This is a genomic window from Pararoseomonas baculiformis (genome assembly GCF_017813395.1).
GTDB lineage: Bacteria > Pseudomonadota > Alphaproteobacteria > Acetobacterales > Acetobacteraceae > Roseomonas > Roseomonas baculiformis.
The window spans coordinates 25,640-38,236 of record NZ_JAGIZB010000026.1; the positions used below are offsets into that span (position 1 = coordinate 25,640).

General features: G+C 71.3%; 11 protein-coding genes. All 11 read left to right on the forward strand.

Annotated elements, in window-relative coordinates:
* The first annotated feature begins 19 nt into the window (after positions 1-19).
* The 11 genes from J8J14_RS20380 to J8J14_RS20430 all read left to right on the forward strand — a co-directional run bounded on the left by J8J14_RS20380 (position 20) and on the right by J8J14_RS20430 (position 12,335).
* The gene (locus J8J14_RS20380) at positions 20-748 is read left to right on the forward strand and encodes a sulfite exporter TauE/SafE family protein (protein WP_209381397.1); all 729 of its coding nucleotides are present in this window, start codon (positions 20-22) and stop codon (positions 746-748) included.
* Between the two features lie 61 nt (positions 749-809).
* Positions 810-2,312 (forward strand): cytochrome-c oxidase, cbb3-type subunit I, encoded by a 1,503-nt coding sequence (gene ccoN / locus J8J14_RS20385; protein ID WP_209381398.1) that lies wholly within the window; start codon positions 810-812, stop codon positions 2,310-2,312.
* 13 nt (positions 2,313-2,325) lie between these two features.
* On the forward strand, positions 2,326-3,060 hold the full coding sequence (gene ccoO / locus J8J14_RS20390) for a cytochrome-c oxidase, cbb3-type subunit II (RefSeq protein ID WP_209381399.1): 735 nt from the start codon (positions 2,326-2,328) through the stop codon (positions 3,058-3,060).
* A 13-nt stretch (positions 3,061-3,073) separates the two neighbouring features.
* Complete coding sequence (locus tag J8J14_RS20395; RefSeq protein ID WP_209381400.1) at positions 3,074-3,226, forward strand: cbb3-type cytochrome oxidase subunit 3; 153 nt, start codon at positions 3,074-3,076, stop codon at positions 3,224-3,226.
* A gap of 12 nt (positions 3,227-3,238) precedes the next feature.
* On the forward strand, positions 3,239-4,129 hold the full coding sequence (ccoP, locus tag J8J14_RS20400; protein WP_209381401.1) for a cytochrome-c oxidase, cbb3-type subunit III: 891 nt from the start codon (positions 3,239-3,241) through the stop codon (positions 4,127-4,129).
* Entirely contained in the window at positions 4,126-5,631 is a 1,506-nt protein-coding gene (ccoG, locus tag J8J14_RS20405; RefSeq protein WP_209381402.1) for a cytochrome c oxidase accessory protein CcoG, read from the forward strand. Before ccoP ends, ccoG begins: the two co-directional genes overlap by 4 nt.
* A complete protein-coding gene (locus tag J8J14_RS20410; RefSeq protein ID WP_209381403.1) occupies positions 5,628-6,116 on the forward strand; it encodes a FixH family protein in 489 nt (162 codons plus the stop codon). The genes ccoG and J8J14_RS20410 overlap by 4 nt, the downstream gene beginning before the upstream one ends.
* Positions 6,113-8,476, forward strand: a complete 2,364-nt coding sequence (locus J8J14_RS20415; protein ID WP_209381404.1) for a heavy metal translocating P-type ATPase — start codon at positions 6,113-6,115, stop codon at positions 8,474-8,476. The genes J8J14_RS20410 and J8J14_RS20415 overlap by 4 nt, the downstream gene beginning before the upstream one ends.
* Complete coding sequence (ccoS, locus tag J8J14_RS20420; RefSeq protein ID WP_209381405.1) at positions 8,473-8,649, forward strand: cbb3-type cytochrome oxidase assembly protein CcoS; 177 nt, start codon at positions 8,473-8,475, stop codon at positions 8,647-8,649. The genes J8J14_RS20415 and ccoS overlap by 4 nt, the downstream gene beginning before the upstream one ends.
* Positions 8,625-8,834, forward strand: a complete 210-nt coding sequence (locus tag J8J14_RS20425; protein ID WP_209381406.1) for a hypothetical protein — start codon at positions 8,625-8,627, stop codon at positions 8,832-8,834. The genes ccoS and J8J14_RS20425 overlap by 25 nt, the downstream gene beginning before the upstream one ends.
* 123 nt (positions 8,835-8,957) lie before the next feature.
* Positions 8,958-12,335 (forward strand): transglutaminase family protein, encoded by a 3,378-nt coding sequence (locus J8J14_RS20430; RefSeq protein WP_209381407.1) that lies wholly within the window; start codon positions 8,958-8,960, stop codon positions 12,333-12,335.
* Positions 12,336-12,597: the final 262 nt, after the last annotated feature.

Genomic DNA, 12,597 nt, shown 5'->3' on the forward strand with positions numbered 1-12,597 from the left:
CCCATGCGAAGGGTCGGGCATGCTGTCCGACTGCCTGCATGGGCTCACCGCGCTGGGTACCGCGGGAATGGCCGCGCTGATGGGGGCGATGCTGCTGGCCGGGCTGGCCGGCGGCGTTACCCATTGCGCGGGCATGTGCGGCCCCCTCGTCATCGCCCAGATTGCCGACGCCCCGCCCGGTGGGCGCCTGGCGCGGATGGCGGGTGCCGTCCTGCTGCCCTATCACGCGGGCCGGCTGTTGGGCTATGGCGCGCTCGGTGCCCTGGCGGGCGGCACGGCGGGCCTGGTTTCCGCCTTCGTCTCCCCTGCCCTGCTGGCCCTTCCCCTGGCCCTGGCCGCGCTGGCCATGCTTGCCCAGGCCTGCGCCCGCCTGCCCCTGCCGGGCTGGGCCCGCCTGCACCTACCGGCGGCGCCCATGCCCGGCTTCGCCATGCTCGGGCGCCTGCTCCGCGCGCCACCCGGCCCGGGTCGCGGCTTCCTGCTGGGCCTCCTGCTCTCCGCCATGCCCTGCGGGCTGCTCTACGGGGCGCTGGCCGGCGCCATGGCCGCGGGAAGCGCCCTGGCCGGCGCGCTCGCCATGGGCGCCTTCGTCATCGGCACCCTTCCCGCCCTGGCCGGCGTGGCGCTGCTGGGCCGCTTCTTCGGGCGGCGCTTCGGGGGCGGGCTTCGCCTGGCCTCGGGCATCGCGCTGGCCGTGAACGGCGCCGCCCTGGCCGCCCTCGCCCTCCGCACGGCCGGGGGGGGTTGATCTCGATCAAGGAAGCCTTCCGCCCGCCGTGGGACCACAGGCGGGTCAACAGGAGTTCCCCATGCCAGAGGGTTTGATCACACAGCCCGTGCCGATAGAGGGGATCGGCATCCGAACGCGCCCGCAGCCCGACTACGTGGACGCGCCGCTGCGCGCCTTCGCGATCGCGACCGTGTTCTGGGGCATCGCCGGCTTCCTGGCCGGTGTCTACATCGCCCTCCAGCTCGCCTATCCCGCGCTGAATCTTGGCCTCGAATACACCAGCTTCGGGCGGCTGCGCCCGCTGCACACCTCGGCGGTGATCTTCGCCTTCGGCGGCAACGCCCTGCTGCTCACCAGCCTCTACGTCGTTCAGCGCACCTGCCGCGCGCGGCTGCTGGGCGGGGAGGACATGGCCTGGTGCCTGTTCTGGGGCTACCAGTTCTTCATCGTCATCGCGGCCACCGGCTACCTGCTGGGCGTGACACAGGGCAAGGAATACGCCGAGCCCGAGTGGTATGCCGACCTTTGGCTGACCGTGGTCTGGGTGGCCTACCTCATCGTCTATGGCGGCACGATCCTGCGCCGGCAGGAGCCGCATATCTACGTCGCCAACTGGTTCTTCCTGGCCTTCATCATCACGGTTGCCGTGCTGCATCTCGGCAACAACGTCGCCATCCCCACCAGCTTCGGTAGCACGAAGTCCTATGGCGCCGCCTCCGGCGTGCAGGATGCGATGATCCAGTGGTGGTACGGTCACAACGCGGTGGGCTTCTTCCTGACCGCGGGCTTCCTGGGGATGATGTACTACTTCATCCCGAAGCAGGCCGAGCGGCCGGTCTACTCCTACCGCCTGTCCATCGTGCATTTCTGGGCCATCACCTTCCTCTATATCTGGGCCGGCCCGCACCACCTGCACTACACCGCGCTGCCGGACTGGGCACAGACGCTCGGCATGGTGTTCAGCATCATGCTGTGGATGCCCAGCTGGGGCGGCATGATCAACGGGCTGATGACCCTGTCCGGCGCCTGGGACAAGCTGCGCACGGATGTCGGGCTGCGTTTCTCGGTCGCCGCCGTCGGCTTCTACGGCATGGCCACCTTCGAAGGCCCAGTCATGTCCATCCGCGCCGTGAACTCGCTCTCGCACTACACGGACTGGACCATCGGCCACGTGCATTCCGGTGCGCTGGGCTGGAACGGCTTCATCACCTTCGGCGTGCTCTACTGGCTCGTGCCGCGCCTCTGGGGCCGCACCAGGCTGTGGTCCGAGCGGCTGGCCGCCTGGCACTTCTGGATCGCGACCCTCGGGATCCTTCTCTACATCACCTCGATGTGGGTGTCGGGCATCATGCAGGGCCTGATGTGGCGCGCCTACGACCATCTCGGCTTCCTCCAGTATTCCTTCGTGGAGACGGTGGCCGCGCTGCATCCCTACTACGTCATCCGCGCCCTGGGCGGCGTCCTCTATCTCACCGGCGCCTTGCTCATGGCCTACAACCTGTGGCGGACGGTGCGCAGCCCGGTGGCGGAGGCGCCCGCCCTCCTCCCCGCCGCGCCTACTCCCCTTTCGGCCGCGGCCTGAGGAAACACCGACCATGTTCGGAATCCGCTTCAACCACGGCACGATCGAGCGGAACCTGCTTCTGCTCGGCGTGCTGACCCTGATCACCATCTCCATCGGCGGGCTGGTGCAGGTCATCCCGCTCTTCACGGTGGAAAGCACGATCGAGCGCGTGGGCGGCATCCGCCCCTACACGCCGCTGGAGCAGGCCGGGCGCGACATCTATGTGCGCGAGGGCTGCTACACCTGCCACAGCCAGATGGTCCGCCCCTTCCGCGATGAGCGCGAGCGCTACGGCCACTACTCCCTGGCCGCGGAGAGCATGTTCGACAAGCCGTTCCAGTGGGGCAGCAAGCGCACGGGGCCCGACCTCGCCCGCGTTGGCGGCCGCTACTCGGACGAATGGCATGTGCTGCACCTGCGCGACCCGCGGCACCTGGTGCCGGAGAGCATTATGCCCTCCTACGGCTTCCTGGACCGCCCGCTGAACTACGCGGATATCGGCCAGCGCCTTGCCGCGCTGCGCAGCGCCGGCGTGCCCTACACGGACGCCATGGTGGCCAATGCCCGCGCCGACCTGGAGGCGCAGGCCCGCCCGGCTGAGGACGGCAGCGCCTTCTCCGCCCGCTATGGCCGCGCCCGCCAGATGGACCCGGACGGCAACGCCAGGTCGATCACGGAGATGGACGCGCTGGTGGCCTATCTGCAGATGCTCGGCACCCTCGTGGACTTCTCCGAGGTGACGCCCGAGCGGCTGCGGCAGCAGTGAGCGGGAGCGCATCATGAGCATCGAGCAGCTTCACAGCCTTCTGCTGACCACCTGGATCGTCTGGTTCTTCTTGCTCTTCGGCGGAATCGTGACCTGGGCCCTGCTGCCCGCACGCCGGGAGAAGTTCGAGCGCGCGCGGCAGATCCCGCTGCGCGAGGCCGAATAGGAGCGCGCCATCATGGCGAACACACCCGAACGCGACGCCGTCACGGACGCCGTCACTGGCACCGCCACCACCGGCCATGAGTGGGACGGCATCCGCGAGCTGAACACGCCGCTGCCGAAGTGGTGGCTCTGGACCTTCTACGCCACCATCGCCTTCGCGGCGCTCTGGGTGGTGCTCTACCCCGCCATCCCCGTCACGGGCGCGACCGGCCTGCTCGGCTACACCGCGCGTGGCGCGGCGGACCAGGACCGCGCGGCCCAGGCCGCCGCGGCCGAGCCGATGCTGGCCCGGCTGCGCGCGGCGGAACCGGCGCAGATCGTGGCCAATGCCGAACTGCGCGCCCATGCCATTGCCGGCGGGCGCGTGGCCTTCGCCAACACCTGCGCCGGCTGCCACGGCGCGGGCGGCCAGGGCGCGCCCGGCTTCCCGAGCCTGGCCGATGACGACTGGCTCTGGGGCGGCAAGCTGGCCGAGGTGGAGCAGAGCATCCGCCACGGCATCCGCGCGCCGGATGACGATGCCTCCCGCACCTCCCTCATGCCCCGCTTCCAGGCGGATGGCATGCTGACCGCGGCGCAGGTGAACGACGTGGCCGAGCATGTGCTCTCCCTCTCCGGCCGCGCCACCGATGCGGCGGCGGCCAGCCGCGGCGCCGGCGTCTTCGCCGAGAACTGCGCGAGCTGCCATGGCGAGCGCGGCGCGGGGAACCGCGAGATGGGCGCGCCCAACCTGGGCGACCAGGTCTGGCTCTATGGCGGGGAGAAGGCGCAGCTCATCCGCAGCATCGCCTTCGGCCGGGGCGGCGTGATGCCGGCCTGGGAGAAGCGGCTGGATGCGGCCACCATCCGCATGCTCACCGTTTATATCCACAGCCTCGGCGGCACGGAGGCCGCGGCACAGTGAGCCGGATCCAGAAGCCCGAGGCCTTCGCGCCGGATGACCGGGAGCAGCCGCTCTACGCCGATCGCGTGCGGGTCTATCCGCAGGCGGTGCAGGGGCCGGTGCGCCGCGCGAAGTGGATCATCCTGATCCTCTGCCTCGGGCTCTACTACCTCGTGCCCTGGCTGCGCTGGGAGCGTGCTCCCGGCCAGCCGGACCAGGCGGTGCTGGTGGACATGGAGCATGGCCGCCTGTTCTTCCTGTGGCTCGAGATCTGGCCGCAGGAGGTCTATTACCTCACGGGCCTCCTGCTGCTGGGCGCGATCGGCATCTTCGCCGCCACCTCGCTCTTCGGCCGCGTCTGGTGCGGCTTCGCCTGCCCGCAGACCGTCTGGACCGATCTCTACATGCTGGTGGAGCGCTGGATCGAGGGCGACCGCAACGCCCGCATGAAGCGCGACCGCAAGCCGCGCTGGAACGCGGCCGACTGGGGCCTGAAGATCGGCAAGCACGCCGCCTGGGTTTTGATCGCGGCCCTCACGGGCGGGGCCTGGGTGATGTACTTCACCGATGCGCCGGGGCTGCTGCGGGACATCCTCGCCCTGCAGGTGCCGATGACCACTCTCGGATTTATCGGCCTTTTCACCTTCACCACCTATCTCCTTGCCGGTTGGGCACGGGAACAGGTCTGCACCTATATGTGCCCCTGGCCGCGCTTCCAGGCCGCGATGCTGGACCAGGACAGCCTGGCCGTGTCCTACCGCGCCTGGCGCGGCGAGCCGCGCGGCAAGGCACGCGGCGCCGGCACGGGCGATTGCGTGGATTGCCGCGCCTGCGTGAATGTCTGCCCCACCGGCGTGGATATCCGCGAAGGGCTGCAGATGGCCTGCATCAATTGCGGCCTCTGCATCGACGCCTGCGATGGCATCATGGCGAAGCTCGGCCGCGAGCGCGGGCTGATCGCCTTCGAGACCGTGGGCAACCTCGCCGCGGCCGGGGCCGCCACGGCCGCCATTCCGCCCGGCCCCGCCCGCTGCGCGCCCGGCATGGCCGCGCGCAAGCCGGCGCAGCTGCTGCGCCCACGCACCTATTTCTACGCCGCCGCCATGGCGCTGATCGGCGGCACCATGCTTATCGGCCTCGCCAGCCGCCATCCGGTGGGGCTGGATGCGCTGCGCGACCGCTCGCCGCTCTTCGTGCGCCTCGCCGATGGCAGCATCCGCAACAGCTACACGCTGAAGATCTCCGAACGCCGCCACAACCCGGACGAGCTGGCGGTTTCCGTCGAAGGCCTGCCACCCGGTTCCAGCTGGCAGGTGCTCGACACCACGCAGGCCGATCCGTCAGGCCGCCCGGTGATCACCACCCGCCCGGATGGCCTGGCCGAGTACCGCCTCTTCGTTACCACCGCGCCGCATGGCCGGCCGGAGGAGGAGAGCACGGCCGTGATCATCCGCCTCCTCTCGCCCGGGGATGGCGCCGAGCGCGCCTCCGTGGGCACCACCTTCCTGAGGCCCCGCCCATGACCGCCCCCGCGACCCTGATGGCTCCCTCCCCCCGGCGCGGACGCTGGATTCCCTGGGCCTTCGTCGGCGCCTTCGCCGTGGTGATCGGCGTGAACGGCGTGCTCATCACCGCCGCCATCAGCACCTATAGCGGCACCACCACCGCCGGCTCCTATGACCGCGGCCGGAGCTATGGCGCGGTGCTGGCCGAGGCGGCGCGGCAGCAGGCCCTGGGCTGGCAGGGCAGGATCACGCGCGAGGGCGGTGCGGTGCGCCTCTCCCTGCACCAAGCCGATGGCATCCCGCTTCCTGCCGACGCGGTGGTGAACGGCACGCTCCAGCGCCCGCTGGAGCGCGCCTCGGTGCCGCTGGACTTCACCCCCGCCGCGCCCGGCAGCTGGCGTGCCGCCGCCGGTATCCCCGCCCCCGGCGCCTGGGAAGCCGTGCTCACCGTCACCCGCGGCACGGACCGGCTGGAACTGCGCGAAAGGCTGGTCTTCCCATGACCGCGCTCCCCGCCACCCTTATGCCTGAGGTCCCGCTCGTCTCGGCCGCGGCCTGCGCGCATTGCGGCGCGCCGGTACAGCCGGGCGGGGGCCGCTTCTGCTGCACGGGCTGCGAGGGCGCGGCCGCCCTCATCGCCGGGCTCGGGCTGGATGCCTTCTATCGGCGCCGGGAGGAGGGCTTCGGCTCCATCCGCCCCACCGCCCTGCCGCCGGTGGACTTCGCCGCGCGCGCCGAGCCCCTGCGCGGCGGCGCGGAGCACCGGCTGGACCTGATGGTGGCGGGGCTGACCTGCGGCGCCTGCGTCTGGCTGGTGGAACAGGCCCTGGCGGCCGATCCGGATGTGCTCGCGGCACGCGCCAGCCTCGCCACGCGCCGCCTGACCGTCACCTGGCGCGGCGGGGCCGGGAAGGCGGAGTCCCTGGCCGGGCTGGTCGCGCGGCTGGGCTTCCAGGTCGCCCCCTGGTCCGCCGCCTGCCTGCGCGCCACCGAGGATGCCGAGGAGAAGGCGCTGATCCGCGCCCTCGGCCTCGCCGCCTTCGGCGCCTCCAACGTGATGATGCTCTCCGTCGCCGTCTGGGTGGGCAGCGACATGGGGGAGGCGACGCGCAGCCTGATGCACTGGCTGGCGGCGCTGGTGGCCATGCCCGTGGTGCTCGTCGCGGGCATGCCCTTCTACCGCTCCGCCATCGCCGCCCTGCGCGCGGGGCGCGTCAACATGGACATGGCCGTCTCGCTCGGCGTCCTTGCCACCACGGCGATGAGCCTGTCGGAAGCGCTCCGCAACGGCCCCTTCACCTGGTTCGACGGCGCCACCGCCCTGCTGGCCCTGCTGCTCGGCGGCCGCGTGCTGGACCGCGCCGCCCGCCGCCGTGCCCGCCAGGCCTGCGCCGAGCTGCTGGCCCTGCAATCCGCCGAGGTCACCCGGCTGGATGCCGATGGCACGCCGCACCGCATCGGCGCCGAGCATCTGCGCCCCGGCGACCGGATCCTGGTGGCGCCGGGCGAGCGCCTTTCCCTGGATGGCGTGCTGGAGGAGGGCGAGGCCCTGCTCGATACCGCCGCGACCACGGGGGAGAGCCTGCCCCGCCGCTTCGCCGCCGGCGCGCCCCTGCCCGCGGGCGCGGTGAACCTCGGCGCCGCCTTGGTGCAGCGCGTGACCGCCGCTGCCTCCGAGGGATCGCTGGCTTCCGTGGCGCGGCTGCTGGAGCGGGCGGAGCAGGCGCGCGGCCGCTATGTCTCCATCGCTGACCGTGCCGCCCGGGTCTATGTGCCCATCGCCCATCTGGTGGCCCTGGCCACCTTCCTGGGCTGGTGGTTCGGCATGGGCGTTTCCTGGCAGGCGGCGCTGGTACCCGCGGTCGCCGCCCTGATCGTCACCTGCCCCTGCGGCCTCGCCATCGCGGTTCCGGCCGTGCAGGTGGTGGCGGTGGGCGCGCTGTTCCGGCGGGGCGTGCTGGTGGGCGCCCCCACCGCGCTGGAGCGCCTGGCCGCCTGCGACGTGGCGGTGCTGGACAAGACGGGCACCCTGACCACCGGCCGCCCGGAGTTGCTGGCCGATGCCGCGCGCCCGGAAGGCGCGCTGCGGGCCGCCGCCGCGCTGGCCGCCAATAGCCGCCACCCGCTCTCCCGCGCGCTGGCGGCAGCCTGCCCCGGCATGCAGGCCGCCACGGGGGTGGAAGAAATCCCCGGCGCCGGGCTGCGGCGTGGCGATGAGCGCCTGGGCAGCGCCGCTTTCTGCGGCGCGGCGGATGCGGAGGAACAGGGGCCGGTGCTGTGGTATCGCGCCTGCGCAGCGGCCGAGCCCGTTGCCTTCCGCTTCGCCGATCCGCTCCGCCCCGATGCCGCCGGGGCCGTGGCCGCGCTGCGCCGCCTGGGCCTGCAGGTGGAACTTCTCTCGGGCGATGCCCCTTCCACCGTGGCCCATGCCGCGCAATCCCTGGGCATCACCGAATGGCGCGCGGGCGTGACACCCACCGGCAAGGCCGCGCGGATCGAGGCCCTGCGCGCCGCCGGCCACCGCCCGCTGATGCTGGGGGACGGCATCAACGATGCAGCAGCCCTCGCCCTGGCCCATGCCTCCGCCAGCCCGGCGGGCAGCACGGATCTCGCGCAGTCCGCCGCCGACCTCGTGCTGCGGGCTGAAGGCCTGTCCGCCCTGCCCGCCGCCATCGCCACCGCCCGCAAGGCGCAGCGCGCGGCACGGCAGAACATCGCCTTCAGCCTGGTCTACAACGTCATCGCCGTGCCGACCGCGATCACCGGCATCGTCACGCCGCTGATCGCGGCGCTGGTGATGGCCTCATCCTCGCTCGCCGTCATCCTCAATGCGCTCCGCGTGGGGCGGGAGGCTTCCCAGTGACCGCGCTCGCCCTTCTCGTGCCGCTCGCCTTCGGGCTCGGCATCCTCGCCTTGCTGTTCTTCGGCTGGACGCTGCGGAACGGCCAGTATGACGACCCCGACGGGGCCGCCAGCCGCATCCTCTTCGACGAAACCCGGGAGAACCCGCCATGCAAGCCCAAGCCTTCCCGCTGAGCCGCGTGCTCACCATCATCCTCTCCGGCCTCCTGGCGCTGCTTGGCCTCTTCGCCGCCTCGCGTGCCACGGATGTCGGCTTCAGCCTCTTCGGCTACGGGCTGATCGTCTTCGGCTATGCCTTCGGCTTCTGGATGCTCAAGCGCGGGCTGGATGCCGCGGAGGAGCAGGCCGGGGAGGCCTGATACCCGCCGGGGCAGGCAGGCGGGCCATGCGGCCCCCTGCGCACCGGGAATTCACCACAGGCGTGGAACTTGCAGGGCGGCTGCCCCCTTTCCCTTCCCGCCTTTGACGGTGAAGCTCGACCCATGCCCCTGCACGTTGCCCTGACGCACCGCACAGCCTACCGCTACGACCGGCCGGTCTCGCTCGGCCCGCAGACGATACGGCTGCGCCCCGCGCCGCATGCGCGCACGCCCGTCCTCTCCTACGCGCTGCGCATCGAGCCGAAGGGGCACTTCGTCAACTGGCAGCAGGACCCGCAGGGGAACTTCCTGGCCCGCGTGGTCTTCCCCGAGCGCGTGACGCATTTCGAGGTCACGGTGGACCTGCTGGCCGACATGGCCACCATCAACCCCTTCGACTTCTTCCTGGAGCCGGAGGCCGAGACCTGGCCCTTCGCCTATGACCCCGTGCTGGAGCAGGAACTGGCACCCTTCCGCCGGACGGAGGCGCCGGGCCCGCTGCTCTCCGCCTTCCTGGCCGAGGTCCCGCGCCATGAAGGCCAGGGAACGGTCAACATGCTGGTGGCCCTGAACCAGAAGCTGCAGCAGCGCGTCTCCTATGTGGTCCGGATGGAGCCCGGCGTCTGGACGCCGGAGGAGACGCTGACGGCCTGCAAGGGCTCCTGCCGCGACAGCGCCTGGGTCCTGGTGCAGTTGCTGCGCCATTTCGGCTTCGCCGCGCGCTTCGTCTCGGGCTACCTCATCCAGCTCGTGGCCGATGTGAAGCCGCTGGAAGGGCCGGAAGGGCCGACCGAGGACTTCACCGATCTTCACGCCTGGTGCGAGGTCTATCTCCCCGGTGCCGGCTGGATCGGCCTCGACCCCACCTCCGGCCTGCTGACCGGCGAGGGCCATATCCCCCTCGCCGCCACGCCGGAGCCCGCCTCCGCCGCCCCGATCAGCGGCATGGTTGAGCCAGCCGAGGCCGAGTTCGGCTTCGAGATGCATGTCACGCGGCTGCGGGAGACCCCGCGCGTGACGAAGCCTTATACCGAGGAGCAGTGGCAGGCGATCCTCGCCCGCGGGCGCGAGGTGGACCGCCTGCTCCAGTCGGGCGATGTGCGCCTGACCATGGGTGGCGAACCCACCTTCATCGCGGCCGACGACATGGACGCGCCGGAGTGGAACACCGCCGCCCTGGGCCCGACGAAGCGCGCCTATGCCGGCCGGCTGATCCGCCGCCTGGCCGCACGCTGGTCCCCCGGCGGCGCCCTGCAATACGCGATGGGCAAGCACTACCCCGGCGAGCAGCTGCCGCGCTGGGCGCTCTTCTCCCATTGGCGGAAGGATGGGGAGCCGGTCTGGCGCAATCCCGCCCGTCTCGCCTCCGACGACGACAGCGGCGATGCCACGGCCGAGGACGCGGCCCGCTTCGCCCGCATCCTGGCGGAGCGGCTGCAACTGGATCCCGGCCTGGTCACCCCGGCCTATGAGGACATCCACTACTTCCTCTGGCGGGAGCACCGCCTGCCCGCGAATGTGCTGGTGGAGGACGCGAAGCTGCGCGACCCGCTGGAGCGCGCGCGCCTCGCCCGTGTCTTCGGCCAGGGGCTTGCCTCCTCCGTGGGCAGCGTGCTGCCGATCCGGCGCGTGATGCAGGATGGCGTGCGGCGCTGGCAGTCCGGCCGCTGGTTCCTGCGGGGCGAGCACTTGTTCCTTGTCCCCGGGGACAGCCCGATCGGCTTCCGCCTGCCGCTGGAAAGCCTGCCCTGGATCTCCGAGGAGGACCGGGCGCGGGCGTTCGAGACGGAGCCCGATCCCTTCGCCCCCAGTGCCCCCCTCCCCTCCCGCGAGGCGCTGGGCCGGGCCGCCGGCCCGCAGGCACAGCCCATCTGCGCCGTCCCGGGCAGGAATGGCGCCGGCGCCGGGCTGAACAACAGCCTCGCCAATGGCGCCGAGGGATTCCGGCCCGTGCACCAGGAACTGCCGGTGGTGGGCCAGAGCGAGCCGGGCGTGGTGCGCACCGCCATGGCGGTGGAGGCGCGCGGCGGCATCCTCCATGTCTTCTTCCCGCCTCTCTACCAGGCGGCGGACTGGCTGGACCTGGCGGCTGCGGTCGAGGCGACGGCGGAGGAAACCGGGCGCAAGGTGGTGCTGGAAGGCTACCTGCCGCCGCGCGACCCCGGCCTGCTCAGCTTTTCCGTCACCCCCGATCCTGGCGTGATCGAGGTGAACCTGCATCCCGCCGCCACATGGGCTGAGCATGTGGCCCGCACGGAGGAATTGTATGATGAGGCGCGCCAGGTCGGGCTCGCCTCGGAGAAGTTCATGCTGGATGGGCGGCATGTCGGCACGGGCGGCGGCAACCATGTGGTGATGGGCGGCGCGACGCCGGCGGACAGCCCTTTCCTGCGCCGGCCGGATCTTCTCAAGTCCCTGCTGGGCTTCTGGCACAACCATCCCAGCCTCTCCTACCTCTTCTCGGGCCTGTTCATCGGCCCGACCAGCCAGCATCCCCGCGTGGACGAGGCGCGGATGGACAGCGTGGCGGAGCTGGAGGTCGCCTTCTCCCAGATCAAGGCTGGCAAGGAGACGCCGCCCTGGCTGGTGGACCGGCTGTTCCGCAACCTGCTGGCGGACATGACCGGCAACACGCACCGGACCGAGTTCAGCATTGATAAGCTCTACGCGCCCGAAACATCCTCCGGCCGCCTGGGCCTCGTGGAATGGCGCGCGGCGGAAATGCCGCCCCATGCGCGCATGTCCGCGGCCCAGGTGCTGCTGCTGCGCTCCGCCATCGCCGCCTTCTGGCGCCATCCCTATGATCGGCGCCTGGTGCGCTGGGGCACGCGGCTGCATGACGAGTTCATGCTGCCCCACTATGTCGCGCAGGATTTCCACGACGCGCTGGAGGAGCTGGCAGGGTTCGGCTGCCCGCTGAAGAAGGACTGGTTCGCCCCGCACCTGGAGTTCCGCTTTCCGCTGATCGGGGAAGTCTCCATCCGCGGCGCCGGCATCGAGCTGCGCCATGCGCTGGAACCCTGGCATGTGCTGGGCGAGGAGCCCGGGGGCGGCGGCACGGTGCGCTACGTGGACAGCTCGACCGAGCGCGTGCAGGTCAAGGTGAGCGGGTGGGTGGAGGAGCGCTTCGTCCTCTCCTGCAACGGCCGCACCGTGCCGCTGGCCGCCACCGAACGCCAGGGCGAATACGTTGCCGGAGTGCGCTTCAAAGCCTGGAACCCGCCCTCCGCCCTGCACCCCACCGTGCCGGCGCAGTCACCCCTGGTGTTCGACATGCATGACCGCTGGACCGGACGCAGCCTTGGCGGGCTGACACACCACGTCTCCCACCCCGGCGGACGCAATTACGAAACCCTGCCGGTGAACGCCAACGAAGCGGAGGCGCGCCGCCGCATCCGCTTCCAGCCCTTCGGGCACACGCCCGGCCCCATGAAGGAGCCGACGCCGGAAGTCTCGCGTGAGGCGCCGCGGAGCCTGGATCTGCGACGGGGAAGAATGTGATGCCGGCTGTCGTCCGCTTCTGACCTGCCGTTTGCCGGAGAGGGCGCTGCCCTCTCCGGACCTCACCCGCCAAGGGCCTGAGGCCCTTGGATCCCCCTTCTGGCTGCCGCGGATACGGTGCAACACGGGGTCTCTGCCCCTGCTCCGGCCCTTGCAGTCGCCTCCGGTCATGGACCGGAGGCGCACCGCCAACCGAACCGCTCCAAACTGCCAAAAGAAGATGATGGTGAGGGGTCCGGGGAGAGGAAGAATTCCTTCTTCC